Origin of the sequence: Rhodococcus sp. 05-2254-6, from assembly GCF_002258565.1 — a bacterium.
Taxonomy (GTDB): domain Bacteria; phylum Actinomycetota; class Actinomycetes; order Mycobacteriales; family Mycobacteriaceae; genus Rhodococcoides.
The window spans coordinates 59,010-77,876 of sequence record NZ_NOZF01000017.1 but is presented as its reverse complement, the minus strand read 5'-3'; the positions used below and the strand labels follow the sequence as shown (position 1 = coordinate 77,876).

18 protein-coding genes, 1 tRNA gene and 1 rRNA gene are annotated in these 18,867 nt (G+C 64.8%); all 20 read left to right on the top strand.

Translation table 11 applies throughout. The features are described 5' to 3' along the window. The first annotated feature begins 168 nt into the window (after positions 1–168). The 20 genes from rrf (at position 169) to CH256_RS02270 (ending at position 18,851) form a co-directional block, all read left to right on the top strand. Positions 169–285, top strand: a 5S ribosomal RNA gene (gene rrf, locus CH256_RS02365). Positions 286–357: 72 nt separating this feature from the next. Next, entirely contained in the window at positions 358–1,239 is an 882-nt protein-coding gene (locus CH256_RS02360) for a tetratricopeptide repeat protein (RefSeq protein WP_094641563.1), read from the top strand. Continuing rightward, positions 1,236–2,225: an HAD-IIA family hydrolase gene (locus CH256_RS02355; RefSeq protein WP_094668765.1), complete on the top strand. Its 990-nt coding sequence runs from the start codon at positions 1,236–1,238 to the stop codon at positions 2,223–2,225. The genes CH256_RS02360 and CH256_RS02355 overlap by 4 nt, the downstream gene beginning before the upstream one ends. A 77-nt stretch (positions 2,226–2,302) precedes the next feature. Beyond that, complete coding sequence (locus tag CH256_RS02350; protein WP_094668764.1) at positions 2,303–2,545, top strand: hypothetical protein; 243 nt, start codon at positions 2,303–2,305, stop codon at positions 2,543–2,545. A 1-nt stretch (position 2,546) separates the two neighbouring features. Continuing rightward, positions 2,547–3,368 (top strand): TlyA family RNA methyltransferase, encoded by an 822-nt coding sequence (locus CH256_RS02345; protein ID WP_094641567.1) that lies wholly within the window; start codon positions 2,547–2,549, stop codon positions 3,366–3,368. Beyond that, on the top strand, positions 3,365–4,330 hold the full coding sequence (locus tag CH256_RS02340; protein WP_094641569.1) for an NAD kinase: 966 nt from the start codon (positions 3,365–3,367) through the stop codon (positions 4,328–4,330). The genes CH256_RS02345 and CH256_RS02340 overlap by 4 nt, the downstream gene beginning before the upstream one ends. Before the next feature lie 2 nt (positions 4,331–4,332). Continuing rightward, positions 4,333–6,102, top strand: a complete 1,770-nt coding sequence (gene recN / locus CH256_RS02335) for a DNA repair protein RecN (RefSeq protein WP_176460528.1) — start codon at positions 4,333–4,335, stop codon at positions 6,100–6,102. Positions 6,103–6,186: 84 nt separating this feature from the next. Continuing rightward, on the top strand, positions 6,187–7,371 hold the full coding sequence (steA, locus tag CH256_RS02330; RefSeq protein WP_068051018.1) for a putative cytokinetic ring protein SteA: 1,185 nt from the start codon (positions 6,187–6,189) through the stop codon (positions 7,369–7,371). Next, on the top strand, positions 7,368–8,315 hold the full coding sequence (locus CH256_RS02325) for a copper transporter (protein ID WP_094632063.1): 948 nt from the start codon (positions 7,368–7,370) through the stop codon (positions 8,313–8,315). Before steA ends, CH256_RS02325 begins: the two co-directional genes overlap by 4 nt. A 150-nt stretch (positions 8,316–8,465) precedes the next feature. Next, positions 8,466–10,196, top strand: coding sequence for a CTP synthase (locus CH256_RS02320; RefSeq protein ID WP_094641573.1), 1,731 nt, complete (start codon positions 8,466–8,468; stop codon positions 10,194–10,196). Beyond that, entirely contained in the window at positions 10,193–10,825 is a 633-nt protein-coding gene (locus CH256_RS02315) for an NUDIX domain-containing protein (RefSeq protein WP_094641575.1), read from the top strand. The genes CH256_RS02320 and CH256_RS02315 overlap by 4 nt, the downstream gene beginning before the upstream one ends. Before the next feature lie 5 nt (positions 10,826–10,830). Continuing rightward, positions 10,831–11,745 (top strand): site-specific tyrosine recombinase XerD, encoded by a 915-nt coding sequence (gene xerD, locus CH256_RS02310; RefSeq protein WP_094641577.1) that lies wholly within the window; start codon positions 10,831–10,833, stop codon positions 11,743–11,745. A gap of 109 nt (positions 11,746–11,854) precedes the next feature. Beyond that, positions 11,855–12,817 carry a ParA family protein gene (locus tag CH256_RS02305; RefSeq protein WP_068051009.1) on the top strand — a complete coding sequence of 321 codons (963 nt, stop codon included), beginning with the start codon at positions 11,855–11,857 and terminating at the stop codon, positions 12,815–12,817. Next, a complete protein-coding gene (locus tag CH256_RS02300) occupies positions 12,814–13,650 on the top strand; it encodes a segregation and condensation protein A (protein ID WP_094668763.1) in 837 nt (278 codons plus the stop codon). Before CH256_RS02305 ends, CH256_RS02300 begins: the two co-directional genes overlap by 4 nt. After that, positions 13,647–14,330 (top strand): SMC-Scp complex subunit ScpB, encoded by a 684-nt coding sequence (gene scpB, locus CH256_RS02295; RefSeq protein ID WP_094668762.1) that lies wholly within the window; start codon positions 13,647–13,649, stop codon positions 14,328–14,330. Before CH256_RS02300 ends, scpB begins: the two co-directional genes overlap by 4 nt. A gap of 12 nt (positions 14,331–14,342) precedes the next feature. Continuing rightward, positions 14,343–15,539 carry a pseudouridine synthase gene (locus CH256_RS02290; RefSeq protein ID WP_094668761.1) on the top strand — a complete coding sequence of 399 codons (1,197 nt, stop codon included), beginning with the start codon at positions 14,343–14,345 and terminating at the stop codon, positions 15,537–15,539. Further along, on the top strand, positions 15,539–16,222 hold the full coding sequence (gene cmk / locus CH256_RS02285; RefSeq protein ID WP_094668760.1) for a (d)CMP kinase: 684 nt from the start codon (positions 15,539–15,541) through the stop codon (positions 16,220–16,222). The genes CH256_RS02290 and cmk overlap by 1 nt, the downstream gene beginning before the upstream one ends. Next, positions 16,219–17,667 (top strand): ribosome biogenesis GTPase Der, encoded by a 1,449-nt coding sequence (der, locus tag CH256_RS02280; protein WP_037189204.1) that lies wholly within the window; start codon positions 16,219–16,221, stop codon positions 17,665–17,667. The genes cmk and der overlap by 4 nt, the downstream gene beginning before the upstream one ends. An 85-nt stretch (positions 17,668–17,752) precedes the next feature. Next, positions 17,753–17,826, top strand: a tRNA-Pro gene (locus CH256_RS02275). A 602-nt stretch (positions 17,827–18,428) separates the two neighbouring features. Beyond that, positions 18,429–18,851 carry a phosphate acetyltransferase gene (locus CH256_RS02270; RefSeq protein WP_094668759.1) on the top strand — a complete coding sequence of 141 codons (423 nt, stop codon included), beginning with the start codon at positions 18,429–18,431 and terminating at the stop codon, positions 18,849–18,851. Positions 18,852–18,867: the final 16 nt, after the last annotated feature.

Sequence of the window (18,867 nt, the reverse complement as noted above, 5' to 3'; positions counted from 1 at the left end):
CTAATAGGCCGAGGACTTACCACAAAGAAGCTACGCGTCCACTGTGCAATATCTGAAACAACACACGAGTAGTTGTTCAGCAAGCACAACCGAATACACAAATCCGCGTCCAGCCCTCTATCGGGATGGACACACGGTTCGCTCGTGATCTGCATTGTTTCGCAGAGTTACGGCGGCCATAGCGGAGGGGGAACGCCCGGTCCCATTCCGAACCCGGAAGCTAAGCCCTCCAGCGCCGATGGTACTGCACTCGACAGGGTGTGGGAGAGTAGGACACCGCCGAACACCCGTTGTAAGAAGGGGACCCACTTGGTGGGTCCCCTTTTTGCGTTTGTACCGAAATCCGAAAGGACGCCCGTGTCGGAAGACAACAACGATCGTCGCCCGTCCCGTGGGGACGGCGGCAACCGCCCGAGCGAGTCCCGAGACCGCAATCCCCGCGCTCAGGACCGCCGCGGAGACCCGCGTCGTTCGGACGGTCCTCCCCGCAGGCGTGGCGGTGAAGGTGGGTTCTCCGGCGATCGCCGCGGAAACAGCGCACCGTCCGACCGTCGACCCCCGCGTCCCGAGGAGCCGGATCTACCCGATGAGGTCGAGGCCGGACAGCTCGAACCAGCAGTGCGTCGAGATCTGTTGAGCTTGGACAAGAACAACGCAACCGCCGTCGCGCGTCACCTCGTGATGACCAGCAGGCTGCTCGACGACGATCCGCAGTTGGCGCTGCTGCATGCGCGCGCTGCTCGTCAGCGCGCCGGCCGCATCGCCGTAGTACGTGAAACCGCAGGTATCGCGGCGTACCACGCCGGTGAGTGGGCCGAAGCGTTGTCCGAGCTTCGCGCCGCCCGACGCATGGCTGGCGGACCGGGCCTGATCGCTGTGATGGCCGACTGCGAGCGCGGACTCGGACGTCCCGAGCGCGCCATCGAACTCGGTCGCAGTGACGAGGCTCGTGAGTTGACCGGCGAGGAAGCGTCGGAGCTTCGGATCGTCGTGGCAGGTGCCCGAATGGATCTGAACCAGTACGACCAGGCCGTCGTCACGCTGCAGACCCCTGATCTCGACGCGTCGCGCTCGGGCACGGCTGCCGCTCGCCTGTTCTACGTCTACGCAGATGCGCTGGTTGCGGCGGGTCGCGTCGACGAGGGTGTGAAGTGGTTCCTCAATGCCGCTGCAGCCGATGTCGATGGTGAGACCGATGCAGAAGAGCGGGTCGAGGAGTTGTCCGGAGGCGGTCAGTGACCGCGCTGCGCGAGCTCCATGACGTTCTGCTGCTCGACCTCGACGGCACCGTGTACGCAGGCAAGGACCCCGTTCCCGGTGCAGTGGAAGCGCTGTCGGGTGGTACGGAAAAGCAGTACTTCGTCACCAACAATGCCAGTCGTGCCCCTGAGGACGTTGCCGAACATCTGCGTGGTCTCGGGTTCGACACCACGGCAGAGTTCGTGGTCACAAGTTCCGAGGCCGGTGCCCGTGTGTTGGCGGAAAAGTTGGACCCAGGTTCCCGCGTGCTCGTCGTCGGTACCGACGCGCTGGCGAACGAGATCACCAGGGTAGGTCTCGAGCCGGTCAGATCTGCCGACGACCGTCCGGTCGCGGTGGTGCAGGGGCATTCGGTCGATACAGGCTGGAAGATTCTTGCCGAGGCTGTCCTCGCCATCCGTGCAGGTGCACTGTGGGTGGCAACGAACATCGACGCAACCCTGCCGACCGAGCGGGGACTCGTTCTGGGGAACGGCTCGATGGTCGCAGCGGTTCGCAACGCCACCGAGATCGAGCCGATCGTGGCAGGCAAGCCCGCCGCCCCGATCATGCACGACGCCATCGAGCGCAGCGGAGCACGTTCGGCACTGGTCGTCGGAGACAGACTCGACACCGACATCGCCGGAGCGAACGAAATCGATCTACCGTCGCTGCTGGTATTGACCGGCGTGAGTACCGCTGCGGAGTTGTTGCATGCTCCTCGGCATTTGCGCCCCACTCACATCGGCCCCGATCTCGGAGTCCTCAACAAGGACGAGATGTCGTCGAGCGTCGGCAGCAAGACCGATTGGACGGTCGGCATCGAGAACGAGGTGCTGTCCGTGCAGTACAGCGGGGACGGTGAGCCGGATGCGTTCGAGGGGGCGCTCGCCACACTGCACGTCGCCTGGTCCGGTTCGACGTTCTCGGATGTTCGCTTCGAGGGAGATCGACTCGGCGATCTGCGTTCGCTACTCGGCTGTTGACGCTGCGTTCGACAGCAGCGTTCGGCGAGCGGCGGCGATCCGGCGTTCGTCGGACCCATCCGATAGCGTGAGAGGCGATGAGCGCGCCTATTCCACTACCAGGACAGCACCGGCCGAGCGGTGTCGTCGACGAGTCGTCGGCAGATCCCGACACTATTCGCACCGAGGTCGGTTCGCTGTTGAATCAGCTCACCATCGAGTCGGCGGACGACGAGGGATCCGAGGCCGTGGACTCCGAGGCCTTGGCGCGCGACGCGAGTCTGCTCGACCGAGCGCACGAAGTACTCGTTCGTGCCCTGACCACCGTCGACAAGACCTGACATGGCTCGTCGCGCACGTGTCGACGCCGAACTGGTTCGTCGTGGACTCGCCCGATCTCGCGAGCACGCTTCGGAGTTGATCGAAGCGGGCCGGGTGAAGATCGCCGGGACGGTGGCCTCGAAGCCCGCTACCGCGGTGGAGCCGGGCACACCGCTGTTGGTGGCCGAAGAAGACAACGAGATCTCGTGGGCCTCCCGCGGGGCGCACAAGTTGCTCGGTGCCCTCGACGCCTTCGAGCCGCTCGGGTTGACCGTCGAGCAGGCTCGTTGTCTGGACGCCGGGGCGTCCACCGGCGGGTTCACCGACGTTCTTCTCAGTCGAGGAGTGCGTGAGGTCGTCGCCGTTGATGTGGGATACGGGCAGCTGGTGTGGCGTCTGCAGTCCGACGACCGCGTTCACGTGATCGACCGCACCAACGTCCGGTCGATAGACGCCGACACGATCGGCGGACCTGTCGACGTCATCGTCGCAGATCTGTCGTTCATCTCGTTGAAGCTGGTTCTTCCCGCATTCGTCGCATGCTCGAAGCCGGGTACCGACATGGTGTTGATGGTCAAACCGCAGTTCGAGGTCGGCAAGGATCGCGTGGGTTCCGGTGGCGTGGTGCGAGATCCGGCACTGCGAGCCGAGGCCGTGGAGGATGTCGCGAACGCGGCCGTCGGCTTGGAGCTCAGTGTTCGCGCGGTGGCGGCGAGCCCGCTGCCGGGGCCGTCGGGCAACGTCGAGTACTTTTTGTGGCTGAGGGCAGGTGCAGACGAGGACTCGCCTCGCGCAGACATCACGGAACTCGTCCGGCTCGCGATCGAGGAAGGACCACAGTGACTCCGTCCCACGCAGCACCGGAACGGGAGTCGACTCGAGAGATTCTTCTCGTCGCCCATCCTGGTCGACCGGACATCGCCGAAACCGCGCGCCGCGTGGGCAAGGTGTTCGACGAAGTGGGCATCTGCCTTCGCGTGCTCGTGGACGAGGTCGAGCCGTCGAAGATCGAAGCCTCCGATACCGAGGAACACGATCACGTGTTCGTCGCTGACATGAAACTGAACGTCGTCGAGTTCGGACCGGACGCGGCCGCCGGTTGTGAAATGGTCCTGGTTCTCGGCGGTGACGGGACCTTCCTGCGCGCAGCCGAACTCGCGCGAGGAGCGTCCATACCGGTGCTCGGCATCAACCTCGGCCATGTCGGGTTCCTGGCGGAGGCCGAAGCCGACCATCTCGAAGATGCGCTGGCCCGCGTCATCGCCGGGGACTACCGCATCGAGCAACGCATGACACTGGACATTGCGATTCGCGTCGGCGACCAGGTGGTCGATCGTGGTTGGGCACTGAACGAGGCCAGCATCGAGAACGGGTCACGGCTCGGAGTGCTCGAGGTGGTCCTCGAAGTCGACGGTCGACCGGTGTCGGCTTTCGGGTGCGACGGCGTCCTGGTCTCCACACCTACGGGCTCGACGGCCTACGCGTTCTCGGCTGGAGGGCCTGTGGTCTGGCCCGAGCTCGAAGCGATATTGGTCATTCCGAGCAACGCTCATGCTCTGTTCGCACGTCCACTGGTCACCAGTCCCGAGTCGATCGTTGCGATCGAGATCGATGCCGGCGGTCACGCGGGATTCGTATTCTGCGATGGCAGGCGCACATTGAGCCTGCCTGCCGGCGCTCGCGTCGAGGTGGTTCGGGGAGTGTCACCGATCAAGTGGGTTCGGCTCGATTCGGCACCGTTCGCCGATCGCATGGTCAAGAAATTCGAACTGCCCGTGACCGGGTGGCGGGGGAGAGCGAGGTAGGGATGCTCGAAGAGATTCGGATCGACAGCCTCGGAGTCATATCCGGTGCCAGCGCACAGTTTCACGAGGGGCTGACCGTACTCACCGGCGAAACGGGTGCCGGTAAGACCATGGTGGTCACCAGTTTGCACCTGTTGTCGGGTGCCCGCGCCGACGCAGGCCGGGTTCGGCTCGGCGCTCAGCGTGCTGTGGTCGAGGGGCGATTCAGTACCGACACCGCGTCGGAGCAGGTGATCGACGACGTCGACAAGGTGCTCGAGTCTTCGGGAGGTCAACGGGACGAGGACAATTCGATCATCGCCGTGCGTACCGTCAACTCGGACGGTCGTTCTCGTGCGCATCTCGGTGGGCGCAGTGTGCCGGCATCGGTGCTGTCGAACTTCACCGACTCCTTGTTGACGGTGCACGGTCAGAACGATCAGCTGCGTCTGCTGCGTCCCGATCAGCAACTCGGCGCGCTGGACAGATTCGCCGGGGATGCTGTGGCGTCCCTCGTCTCGAAGTACCGCACCGCGCGTAAGGCGTGGCTCGACGCGCGCAACGAGCTGATCGACCGCACCGAACGCAGTCGCGAGCTGGCGCAGGAAGCCGATCGGCTGCAGTTCGGCCTCCAGGAGATCGACTCCCTGGCCCCCGAGCCGGGTGAGGATCGCTCCGTGGCCGAGGATGTGCGTCGGCTGGGAGATCTCGATTCGCTGCGTGAGACCGCGGAAGGTGCCTCGGCTGCGCTCGTCGGGAGTACCGAGGAGGCGTCGGACACGACGTCCGCGCTGTATCTACTGGGCGAGGCTCGCTCTCGCCTCGAACATGCCGAGGACGCAGCACTGACCGAGCTGCTGCCGCGTCTGAACGACGCGATGGCGATCGTGGGCGACATCGGGGCAGACCTCACTTCGTACCTGACGGATCTGCCGTCCGATCCGGGCGCGCTCGACTCGATCCTGAACCGGCAGGCCGAGCTGAAGTCGTTGACACGCAAGTACGCCGCCGATGTCGACGGCGTCATCGCCTGGGCGGAGGAGGCCCGTGAGCGGCTCTCGCACATCGACACCTCGGCCGATGCGCTCGCCGAGTTGAGCGCCAAGGTCGACGCGGCTGCGGTCGACGTCGCGGCAGCTGCTTCGAAGCTCAGCGCGGCTCGGGCCAAGGCCGCCGTGAAGCTCTCGAAGGCGGTCAGCGTCGAGCTGGCGGGTTTGGCCATGGGAAAAGCCAAGCTGCAGATCGATGTTCGCGCACTTCCCGCCGGTCCGTCCGACACGGCTCCGATCGTCGTGGACGGGGCCGAACTGCATGCGGGCAGCAATGGCGTCGACGAGGTCGAGTTCAGGCTGTCCGCGCACGACGGTGCCCAGGCTCTTCCGATCAGCAAGAGTGCGTCGGGCGGTGAGCTCTCGCGGGTGATGTTGGCACTCGAAGTGGTGCTGGCGGGTTCGGACAAGGGCGCGACGATGGTGTTCGACGAGGTCGACGCCGGAGTGGGTGGTCGCGCGGCCGTCGAGGTGGGGCGTCGACTCGGCCGGTTGGCGCGCACACACCAGGTCATCGTGGTCACCCACCTGCCTCAGGTCGCAGCATTCGCCGACACCCACCTGGTGGTCGACAAGACCGATGCGAAGAAGGGTGCGGCGAACAGCGGGGTTCGGACGCTGTCGTCGTCGGAGCGCGTCGTCGAGCTCGCGAGAATGCTCGCGGGTCTGGACGACACGGAAACCGGTCGCGCGCATGCCGAGGAGCTGCTGGCCACCGCAAACGCCGATCGGGCAGCGTTGTAACTTTTGGTGCTGATGTGATCAGTGTGGTAGTTGTTTCGGCGCGCCTCCGTCGTCGGGCGTGTCGATCGGGTCATCATGGTTCTCATGAAGATGCCGGCTCTGCTGTCACGTAGTCAGGATTCGCTGCCCGGAATCACCGGGATCGCGCGAGTCGATCGCAACACGGCCAAGCTGCTGAAACGGGTCGGCCCCGGTGACATCGTCGTGCTCGACGAGCTCGACCTGGACCGCCTGACCGCTGATGCTCTCGTCGAGGCAGGGGTGCTCGCGGTCGTCAACGCGTCGCCCTCGATCTCCGGGCGCTACCCGAACCTGGGGCCCGAGGCCATCGTGGCCAACGGGATCATCTTGATCGACTCGGCCGGCACCGAGGTCTTCAAGAAGATCAAGGACGGAACCAAGGTTCGTCTCAACGACGGCGGTGTCTACACCGGTGATCGGCGCCTCGCGAAGGGCGACGAGCAGAGCGAAGCCGAGATCTCGGACAAGATGATCGAGGCCAAGACGGGTCTGGTCGACCATCTGGAAGCGTTCTCGGGCAACACGATCGAGTTCATCCGAACCGAGAGTCCGCTGCTCATCGACGGCGTCGGTGTGCCGGACATCGACATCGATCTCGAGGGTCGCCATGTCGTGATCGTCGCCGACGGTCCCGGGCACGCCGAGGATCTGAAGAACCTCAAGCCGTTCATCAAGGAGTACTCGCCCGTCATCATCGGTGTCGGCGCGGGTGCCGACACCGCCATGAAGGCAGGTCATCGCCCCGATCTGATCGTCGGCGATCCCGAGGACGTCACTGCGCAGACGCTCAAATGCGGTGCAGAGGTAGTGCTTCCAGCGGATTCCGACGGCCACGCGCAAGGACTCGAGCGCATTCAGGATCTCGGTATCGGTGCCATGACGTTCCCGGCCACCGGTGCCGCTGCCGATCTCGCACTGTTGTTGGCCGATCATCACGGGGCCTCCCTCATCGTGTCGGTCGGTAGCCCGGCCAGCCTGGACGAGTTCTTCGATCGCGGTCGACGCAACACCAATCCGGCCGCGTTCATGACGCGTCTGAAGGTCGGGGCCAAGCTGGTCGACGCCAAAGCTGTTGCGACGCTGTACCGCAGCCGTGTGTCCGGCGGTGCGATCGCGCTGTTGATTCTGGCTGCGCTCGTTGCCGTGATCGTGGCGCTGGCTGTGTCCAACATCGGCGGTGAAGCGTTGGATTGGGCAATCGATCTGTGGAACCGGTTCGCTCTGTGGTTCCAGGGGTTGCTTTCGTGATTTCGCTTCGCCAACATGCCATTTCGCTGGCCGCGGTTTTCGTGGCACTGGCCATCGGCATCGTGCTCGGTTCGGGTCTGCTCTCGAGCGGGCTGGTATCGGGCCTCCGAGACGACAAGACCGGTCTCGAAACTCAGGTGGACGATCTGCAGGCGACCAACAACCAGCTCGGTGAGCAGCTCAACTCGGCCGACGGATTCGACGCTGCGGTATCGGGCCGGGTGTTGCGAGACACGTTGGTCGATCGCAGCGTCGTGGTCATCACCACTCCGGATGCAGATCCCGGTGACGTGGACGGAGTCACGCGGTCGATCGGGGCTTCGGGTGCCACCGTCACCGGCCGGGTGTCGCTGACCGATTCCTTCGTCTCTGCTGCGAACGGCGACGATCTTCGTACCCGCCTGACCAACGTCATTCCCGCCGGTGTTCAGTTGCGCACCGGAGCAGTGGACCAGGGCAGCCTGGCAGGAGACCTGCTGGGTTCGGTACTGCTGCTCAACGCGGAGACCGCCCAGCCGCAGTCGACTCCCGAGGAGCTCTCACTGGCGCTGGAGACGCTGCGCAGTGGCGGCTTCATCGCGTACGACAACGGTGCCGTCGCGCCCGCTCAGTTGGCAGTGGTCGTCACCGGTTCCGGCACCTCGGACGTGGAGGACGGTAACCGCGGTGCCATCGTTGCGCGGTTCGCGGGCGCTCTGGATTCACGTGGTGCAGGCGCGGTACTGGCCGGCCGATCCGGCGCGGCAGAGGGCAACGGTTCCATCGCCGTCGTGCGAGCCGATTCGGCGCTGTCGTCCGCTCTCAGCACAGTCGACAACGTCGACCGTGAAGCAGGGCGAATCACCACGGTTCTCGCTCTGGCGGAGCAACTGGACGGTGCCTCGGGCCGCTACGGCACCGGAGCGAACGCGAACGCCGTGACCGTCGGAGCGCCGGCGAGCTGATCGTCGTCGGAACGAGCGTGTCGTTGGCGGTGAGGTAGGTACTGGTGTTACCGTGAAGTCCCGTGGGTAGCAGGCCCAATTTCCACGCTTCACCTCTCTTATCAGCCCCCTGATAGGAGCAAGCCCTGCAGACTCGTCACGGGAGCCTCATTGTCACGCCTTCAGTCGCGTTCCGACACCAAGCACATTTTCGTCAGTGGGGGCGTCGCGTCCTCACTCGGAAAAGGCCTGACGGCATCCAGCCTCGGCCAGCTACTGACCGCACGCGGATTGCGCGTGACCATGCAGAAGCTCGATCCCTACCTCAATGTCGATCCCGGCACGATGAACCCGTTCCAGCACGGTGAGGTCTTCGTCACCGAGGACGGCTCCGAGACCGACCTCGACGTCGGACACTACGAGCGATTCCTCGACCGCGATCTGTCCGGGTTCGCCAATGTCACCACCGGCCAGGTCTACTCGACGGTCATCGCCAAGGAACGCCGCGGTGAATACCTGGGCGACACCGTTCAGGTCATCCCGCACATCACCGACGAGATCAAGCGTCGCATTCTCGCGATGAACGGCCCGGACCTGCAGGGTCATCAGCCGGACGTCGTGATCACCGAAATCGGCGGCACCGTCGGCGATATCGAGTCGCAGCCGTTCCTCGAAGCAGCGCGTCAGGTGCGCCACGACGTCGGCCGCAACAACGTGTTCTTCCTGCACGTGTCGTTGGTTCCGTTCCTGGCTCCGTCCGGTGAACTCAAGACCAAGCCCACCCAGCACTCCGTCGCAGCACTGCGCAGCATCGGTATCCAGCCCGACGCGTTGATCCTGCGTTGCGATCGCGATGTGCCGCCGGGGCTCAAGAACAAGATCGCGCTCATGTGCGACGTCGACGTCGACGGCTGCATCTCCACGCCCGACGCACCGTCGATCTACGACATTCCCAAAGTGCTGCACAAGGAAGGCCTGGATGCGTACGTCGTCCGTCAGCTCGGTCTCCCGTTCCGCGATGTCGACTGGACCATCTGGGGTGGCCTGCTCGAGCGCGTCCACCAGCCGCGCGAAACCGTGCGCGTCGGCCTGGTCGGCAAGTACGTGGACCTGCCCGACGCGTATCTCTCGGTCACCGAGGCGCTGCGTGCCGGCGGATTCGCCCATCGCGCGAAGGTCGAGATCAAGTGGGTTCCATCCGACGAGTGCGCGACGCCTGCGGGGGCGCAGGCCGCGTTGGGCGACGTCGATGCCGTGCTCATTCCCGGTGGTTTCGGTATCCGCGGTATCGAGGGCAAGCTCGGGGCCATCGAGTTCGCACGTACGCGCAAGATTCCGTTGCTGGGGTTGTGCCTCGGCTTGCAGTGTGTGGTCATCGAGGCGGCTCGGTCGGTCGGTCTGAACGATGCCAATTCCGCCGAGTTCGACCCGGAGACCAAGGATCCGGTGATCTCCACGATGGCCGATCAGGAAGACGCCGTCGCCGGTGACGCCGATCTCGGCGGCACGATGCGCCTCGGTGCCTACCCGGCAACCCTGCAGAAGGGTTCGGTCGTCGCGGCGTCGTACGGCACCGAGAACGTCTCGGAGCGCCACCGTCATCGCTACGAGGTCAACAACGACTACCGGGACCGAATTGCCAAGAGCGGCTTGGTGTTCAGCGGTACTTCTCCGGACGGCCACCTTGTCGAGTTCGTCGAACTGCCTGCGTCGGTGCACCCGTTCTTCGTCGCCACTCAGGCGCATCCGGAGCTCAAGAGCCGGCCGACCCGTCCGCACCCGCTGTTCGCGTCGTTGATCAATGCGGCGCTGAAGTACAAGGCTGCGGAGCGTTTGCCGGTCGACATTCACGGTGACACCGTGGCGGCAGAGGAATCGGACGCGGCCGAGACCGTCGGATGAGCGAGCCTCGGCACGAGTTCACCACTCTCGAATCGTCGGTGCCGTACTCGGGTGCCATCCTCGCCCTCCGGCTCGATCAGGTCGCTATGCCCAACGGTCGCAAGGCCGAGCGTGAGGTGATCGAGCATCACGGCGCGGTCGGGATTCTGGCCGTCGACGATCAGGACCGTGTGGCGATGATCGAGCAGTACCGGCATCCCGTCGGTCGTCGACTGTGGGAGTTGCCCGCCGGTCTGCTGGACGCGCCGGGGGAGCCGCCGGTGCTGGCAGCTCAGCGTGAGCTTGCCGAGGAAACCGGGCTTGCTGCTGGCACATGGTCGGTGCTGGTCGACGTGTTGGCCTCGCCCGGGTTCACCGACGAAGCCGTGCGGATCTTCCTGGCACAAGATCTGACGCAGGTGGATCGGCCGGAGGCACACGACGAGGAAGCCGACATCGAACTCTCCTTCGTGCCGATGGACGAGGCCGTCCGTCGAGCGCTGTCGGGCGAGATCGTCAACGCATCCGCTGTGGCGGGCGTGCTCGCGTTCGCTGCGGCGCGCGCTGCCGGTACCGAATTGCGCCCCGCCGACGCCCCGTGGCCCGATCTGCCGACAGCATTCGAGAAGCGGAAGAGTTCACGAAAGTAGTCACCGTGATCGGCCAGCAGATTCAGACGTACCTCGACCATCTCGTGGTCGAGCGTGGGTCGGCACCGAACACGGTGTCGTCCTACCGTCGCGATCTGGTGCGGTACGAGCGGTTCCTCGGCGGCTACGGCATCACCGATCTGGCGAAGGTCTCGGAGAACGACATCACCGAGTTCGTGCTCTATCTGCGGCGCGGTGATGACGAATTCCCGGCTCTAGCAGCAAGTTCGGCTGCCCGGACGCTGATTGCTGTGCGCGGTCTGCACCGGTTCGCGCTCGCGGAGGGGATGGTCGAGCGCAACGTCGCGAGCGAGGTCAAGCCGCCCCAGCCGGCGAAGCGGTTGCCGAAGTCGCTGCCCGTCGATCAGGTGGTGGCGCTACTCGAATCGGCCTCGGTTGCCGGTCCGGATGCCCCGCGCGGACTGCGGGATCGAGCGTTGTTGGAGCTGCTGTATTCCACCGGGGCTCGAATTTCCGAGGCAGTGGGGCTCGACGTCGACGACATCGACACCGAAGCCCGCTCGGTGCTGCTGCGCGGCAAAGGCGGCAAGCATCGCATCGTCCCGGTCGGGCGACCCGCGATCGAGGCAGTCGACGCCTACCTGGTGCGTGGACGGCCGGGGCTGGTCTCGCGCTCGAATCCTGCGCTGTTCCTCAACGTCCGAGGCGGCAGGTTGTCTCGGCAGAGTGCGTGGCAGGTGTTGCAGGATTCGGCCGTGCGGGCCGGGATCACCGCGGGGGTCTCACCGCACGTTCTTCGGCATTCTTTCGCTACGCATCTGCTGGACGGTGGTGCCGACGTTCGCGTCGTGCAGGAGCTGTTGGGACATGCGTCGGTGACGACGACGCAGATCTACACCCTCGTCACCGTGAACACGATGCGCGAAGTGTGGGCCGGCGCGCATCCGCGGGCGAGATAGCACGAGGCCGGCGGCCGTGCGTCAGCGTGTCCGATGACGCTGCCGGCGCACCAAGCGGTAGCGTTCTCAGAACTACTCGAAGACGAACGGGACAGGGGAGCGCTGGAACGTGTCGACACCGCAGCCGCCAGCGGCGGAGTCAGCTTTGGATCATCCACATCTCGACGGTGGCCTGTTCCAGACGCGTCAACCGGAATCCAGTCGGGAGACACGCGACATCATTCCTGCTCCGAACGAGCTCGGGCCCACCGGTCGGATGACTCGGACCGTCCCGGATCCGCAACCGTTGGCCAATCACGGCCCGGCCAAGATCATCGCGATGTGCAACCAGAAGGGTGGCGTCGGCAAGACGACGTCGACCATCAATCTCGGTGCCTCGTTGGCCGGCTACGGCCGTCGCGTGCTGCTCGTGGACCTCGACCCACAGGGCGCACTGTCCGCGGGATTGGGCGTTGCACATCACGAGCTCGATCTGACGGTCTACAACCTCCTCGTCGAGGCGAAGGTCTCCGCCGACGACATCATCATGCGGACTCGTGTCGAGAATCTCGATCTGATGCCCAGCAACATCGACCTCTCGGCCGCTGAGATTCAGCTGGTCACCGAGGTGGGCCGCGAGCAGACGCTCGGTCGAGTGCTGCATCCGATTCTGGATCGCTACGACTACGTGCTCATCGACTGCCAGCCGTCCCTCGGTCTGTTGACGGTCAATGCGCTCACGTGTGCCGACGAAGTGTTGATCCCGATGGAGTGCGAGTACTTCAGCCTTCGTGGCCTGGCATTGCTCAACGACACCGTCGAGAAGGTGCGCGATCGTCTCAATCCGCGGCTGAAGTTGGCCGGCATCGTGGTGACGATGTTCGACGCCCGCACACTGCACTCGCGTGAGGTGATGACGCGAGTGGTCGAGGTGTTCGGCGACGTCGTCTACGACACGGTGATCACACGCACGGTTCGGTTCCCCGAGACCAGCGTTGCCGGTGAGCCGATCACCACGTGGGCTCCGAAATCCGGCGGCGCACAGGCGTACCGCGCCCTGGCGCGCGAGGTGATCTACCGGTCGGGTCCGTGACCGTCGACGCTGCCGACGAAGCCCCGATCGAGGTTCCCGCCGACGCGGATCCGTCGAAATTTCGGGTGCGTCTGCTCAACTTCGAGGGACCGTTCGATCTGCTGCTGTCACTGATCAGTCAACACCGCATGGACGTCACCGAAGTGGCGTTGCACACCGTCACCGACGATTTCATCTCGTTCACCAAGTCACTCGGTGCCGATGTCGGCCTCGACCAGACGACGGAATTCCTCGTCGTCGCCGCGACTCTGCTCGATCTCAAGGCGGCGCGGTTGCTGCCCTCGGGTGATGTGGAGGACGCCGAGGACCTGGCGCTGCTCGAAGTGCGAGATCTCCTCTTCGCTCGACTACTTCAGTACCGCGCCTACAAGCAGGTCGCTCTGCTGTTCGGTGAGCTGGAAGCTGCTGCGCTGCGGCGTTATCCGCGATCGGTGTCGGTGGAGGACAGGTACGCCGACCTGATTCCCGAGGTGCTGCTGGGCGTCGACCCGGCCACGTTCGCCGACATCGCCGCAGCGGCCTTCAGACCCAAGCCGATTCCCCAGGTGGGACTCGATCACATCCATCAGCACGCCGTCTCGATTCCCGAGCAGGCGGAATGGCTGCTGGAGAATCTGCAGGGGCGAGGCCTGAACGAGTGGGCGTCGTTCTCGGAGTTGGTGCAGGACTGCGAGGTGCAGGTGGAAATAATCGCGCGATTCCTGGCGTTGCTGGAGCTGTTCCGGCAACAGGTGATCGCGTTCGAGCAGCCCGAGCCGCTCGGTGATCTTCGAGTGAGTTGGACCGGTAAGGACGAAGGACCCATCGTGGTCACGGAAGAGGACTACGCATGAGTGCCGACCCCGAACTCGAGCTCGAGGACGTCGACGATTCCGAGGAGCTCGACGACACCACTCTCGCGTCGGCTCTCGAAGCCGTGTTGCTGATCGTCGACACACCGGCCTCGGACGAGCAGCTCGCCTCGGCCGTGGGTGCCTCGGTGGCCCGCGTGCGCGCGACCTTGACGGCGATGGCCGCCGAACTGACCGAACGAACCAGCGGAATCGACCTTCGCTACGCCGGCGACGGATGGCGTTTCTACACCCGAACCGCCTATGCGCCGTACGTCGAACGGCTGCTTCTGGACGGCGCTCGGTCCAAGCTCACACGCGCGGCATTGGAAACCCTGGCCGTGATCGCATATCGTCAACCGTTGACCCGCGCACGAGTCAGCGCCGTGCGAGGAGTCAACGTCGATGGAGTGATGCGTACGTTGCTCGCCCGTGGACTGATCTCCGAAGCAGGAACGGACCCGGAGACGAACGGCACGATGTACTGCACCACCGAGCTGTTCCTCGAACGGCTCGGGCTCGCATCGCTCGGTGATCTACCCGAACTGGCACCGCTGTTGCCGGGTGTGGACCTGATCGACGAGATCAGTGACAGCATGGACACCGACCCGAGAATGACCCGCTCCACCAAGAACCGCGGATCGAAACCCGATCCGGCAGCCGAGCTCGACTCGGACGACTGATAGGTAAGACAAGTGAACAAGCCCGCTCGCCGTGATGGCACACCGGACCGTAACAAGAGACAAGACCCACGCAGGAAGCCGACCGCAGGTAGGTCGGACACTCCGCGTGACGCGCGCCGCGGAGATCGCACCCGCGACGCTGCGCCCCGTGACGGCGCTCCTCGTACCGGAGGACCTCGCGCAGGGGCTCCTCGCACTGGAGGACCTCGCGCAGGCGCGCCCCGTACCGGAGCTCCTCGCACAGGAGCCCGACCTGCCCCTCGCCGTGGCGTCGAGCAGGACGAATCGACCGATTACACGCCCGTCGAGACCGGCGTCAACGACCGCAGCAACGACGCTGTTCCGCGCAAGAAGCCCTCGCGTCCCAAGCCGCCGAAGCCGCAGAAGAAGCAGGTTCCGTCGACCACGATCAGCAACGCCAAGCCGGCGAAGCATCAGCACACCGATTCCTCACCGCGCAAGCATGTGCCCGCCGGTGAAGGTGTTCGGTTGCAGAAGGTGCTCGCACAGGCCGGCGTCGCATCGCGTCGCGCCGCCGAGGAACTGATCGCCGACGGCCGCGTCGAGGTCGACGGACGCATCGTCACCGAACAGGGCATCCGTATCGATCCCAACATCGCCGTGGTCCGTGTCGACGGCACCCGCGTGGTGGTGAAGGAAGAGCTGGTTCATCTCGCGATGAACAAGCCGCGTGGATGGCAGTGCACCATGTCCGACGATCTGGGACGCCCGTGCGTCGGCGATATCGTCTCCGAGCGGGTCCAGGCGGGGCAGCGACTGTTCCACGTCGGCCGCCTGGACGCCGACACCGAGGGACTGTTGCTCTTCACCAACGACGGTGATCTTGCTCACCGCCTGATGCACCCGTCGTTCGAGGTTTCGAAAACCTACCTCGCGACGTTGTCGGGCACCATTCCCCGCACGCTCGGCAAGCAGCTGCGTGAGGGCGTCACTCTCGACGACGGCCCGGTGAAGGTCGACGGCTTCCAACTGCTCGACATCTCGGACGGCAAGTCGCTCGTCAAGGTGACCCTGCACGAGGGCCGCAAGCACATCGTGCGTCGGTTGTTCGACAAGGTCGGATTCCCGGTCGGACGCCTCGTGCGTACCGACGTCGGCAACATCGTGCTGGGTGATCAGCGTCCGGGAACACTGCGTGTTCTCGGTCGCGGCGAGATCGGCAAGCTCTACGAATCCGTAGGCCTGTGATGAGTGCGCTCGTCGTGGCGATGGACGGTCCCTCGGGCACCGGTAAGTCGTCGGTATCGCGCAGACTCGCGTCGGCACTGGAAGCGAGCTACCTCGACACAGGTGCGATGTACCGCGTCGCGACGGTATGGGTTCTCCGTTCGGGCGTCGAGCCCACCGATGCGGATGCGGTTGCGAAAGCTGTTGCTGCGCTTCCCCTCGAGATCGGCAAGGACCCGCTGTCCGAGACCGTGTTGCTCGACGGTGAGGACGTCAGCGGCGAGATCCGCGGCGACGCAGTCACCAAGGCCGTCTCGGCCGTGTCCGCAGTGCCTGCGGTGCGCGAGTTGTTGGTGCAGATGCAGCGCGATCTCGCGAGCTCGTCGACGCGAATCGTGGTGGAGGGCCGCGACATCGGCACCGTCGTTCTTCCCGACGCCGACGTGAAGGTGTTCCTGACTGCCTCACCGGAGGCGCGGGCAGAGCGTCGCAACAAACAGAACATCGAACAGGGTCGCGACGACGACTACGAATCCGTGCTCGCGGATGTGCAACGCCGCGATCATGCAGATTCGACGAGAGCAGTGTCACCGCTTCGTCCCGCCGAGGATTCGGTGATCGTCGATACCAGCGAGCTGGATCTCGACGGCGTGATCGAGCGTTTGCTGCTCGTGGTGAACGACAGAAGTGGAGCAGTGCAGTGAGTGAAGAATTCTTCTCCGGCGCAGCGGAAACCGCGGGCGACGGAATATGGAGTGACGAGGGCGAGTGGGAGTACGTCGACCTCAACGAGGGCGAAGACGGCGAAGATGCCGTTGCCGTACCGACTCTCGCCGTCGTAGGGCGTCCGAACGTCGGTAAGTCGACGCTCGTCAACCGCATCATCGGACGACGTGAAGCCGTCGTCGAGGACGTCCCCGGCGTCACCCGCGACCGGGTGTCGTACGAGGCGAACTGGAGTGGTCGACGCTTCCTGGTGCAGGACACCGGCGGTTGGGAGCCCGACGCCAAGGGTCTGCAGGCATCCGTTGCGCGCCAAGCCGAGTTGGCCATGCACACCGCCGACGCGATCCTGTTGGTCGTCGACGCGCGAGTCGGCTCGACGACGACGGACGAGGCTGTCGCACGAGTGCTGCGCCGGTCGAAGACTCCGGTTCTGTTGGTGGCCAACAAGGTCGACGACGGCCGCACCGAGTCCGAGGTCGCCGCACTGTGGTCGCTGGGTCTGGGGGAGCCGCTGTCGGTTTCCGCGACTCACGGCCGCGGTACCGGAGATCTGCTGGACCGGGTGCTCGAGGCGTTGCCCGAGACCCCGCGCGAAGGAATCCCCGGTGGGGGACCCAGGCGTGTCGCTCTGGTCGGTAAGCCGAACGTGGGCAAATCCTCGCTGATCAACAAGCTCTCGGGTGACGAGCGCTCGGTGGTGCACGATGTTGCCGGCACCACCGTCGATCCCGTCGACTCGTTGGTCGAATTGGGCGGCAAGACATGGCGATTCGTCGATACCGCCGGACTGCGCAAGCGCGTCAGTCATGCCAGTGGTGCCGAGTTCTACGCGTCGCTGCGCACCAAGTCCGCGATCGAGGCCGCCGAGGTCGCGATTTTGCTTCTCGATGCCTCCGAGGTGATCTCGGAGCAGGACATGCGTGTGCTCAGCATGGTCGCCGATGCCGGCCGCGCGTTGGTGTTGGCGTTCAACAAGTGGGATCTGGTGGACGACGATCGTCGTCAGCAGCTCGAGAAGGAGATCGACCGCGATCTCGCTCGGGTGCCGTGGGCGCAGCGAGTGAACATCTCGGCGCAGACAGGCCGTGCGGTCCAGAAGCTCGTGCCCGCTCTGGAGACGGCTCTGGAGTCGTGGGACAAGCGCGTACCCACCGGCAGGCTGAACACGTGGCTCAAGGAGGTCGTGGCGGCCACTCCGCCGCCGATGCGAGGCGGACGCCTGCCGCGCATCATGTTCGCGACGCAGGCCAGCACACGGCCGCCGACGTTCGTACTGTTCACCACCGGCTTCCTCGAGGCCGGCTACCGCCGATTCATCGAGCGGCGTCTGCGTGAGGAGTTCAACTTCGACGGCAGCCCCGTGCGTGTCTCGGTGCGTATCCGCGAAAAGCGGGAACGGCCGGGCAAGGGCAACAACCGCTGATGTAGCCCGACCCCGCCCCTGAGCAGGCGATTTCCTCTCAGGGGTAGGGCTGGGGTAATCTCAGCAAGCGCCTTTCGAGGTGCGGCGGGCTGTGGCGCAGCTTGGTAGCGCACTTGACTGGGGGTCAAGTGGTCGCAGGTTCAAATCCTGTCAGCCCGACACATTGCATGTCGAAGACGGTTTCGGAGAAATCCGGAGCCGTCTTTTTTGTCTGCGTGCCGCGGGAGTGTCACCGGCCTGTCCGGGTGATCGCTTCGAACTCGTGGGGTATGAACTTGCCGAGGCGTGGCGACGCGTGAACTCCGGAAAATTCTGATGTCGGTGCCCTGTGCGATTCTCCACGGCATGGCGATCTGCATGGCGTGTGAACTGGAAATGCTCGATTCGGTGGGTTGCACCTGGCGGCCCAGTCGAATACCCAATGGACGGAAAAAGTGCCACGACTGCGCTGGGCCGCCGGGAGCACTTCATCACCCCGGCTGTGACGGTGAGCGATGCCGATGTGGCCAGATGCTCTCGTGCGGCAGCGGATGTGCAGTGGCCGAATGCGAACGTGAAGACGGCCACGACTACGTCGGTGGAAGCTGCAGGTGGTGCGGGCAACCGTTCGGTCAGCTCCGCCTCGTCAGTGGCCCATGACATTGCCGGCAGGCATCTGAACTGTGCAGTCGGTCAGGTCGATCCCCGAGCTGTACAGGTGTCGATATCTTCTCCGTCGGGTGCTGGTTCTAGAGATCACTGCTCTAGGGCATCATGGGCCTATGAGCGATCCCGAATACCTCGCCACTTTGCTTTCTGCGATCGATGGGGAGATCGCGCGAATCTCCGCCGCCGAATCGGGCTCCGACGAATACGCATCGGCGATCGACGATGCCGCCGATGCCGTCTTCCGGTTGCGCGAGAAGGTCAAGGCCGGCTACTCCGGCAAGAAGGCCTATTACCTCGCGGCGTCGACCGATCCGAAGGGGATCAGGGTCGAGGGAATTTCTGCCCTGCACGGCAAGCGTGCCCACGAACTGGTCCGGGACGGCGGGTGGATGCACGCGGATTCCAGCACCGTCCTCGAGGCTCTCGATGACGACCGAATCAGTCGGTATCACGCCATCGCGGGACGTGGGGTCGCACAGACGTTTCGAGACGCACGTGACTACCTGGCGGCGGCAGTAGCTCTCGCCGATAAGTAGTCCGAAGTAGCACCAC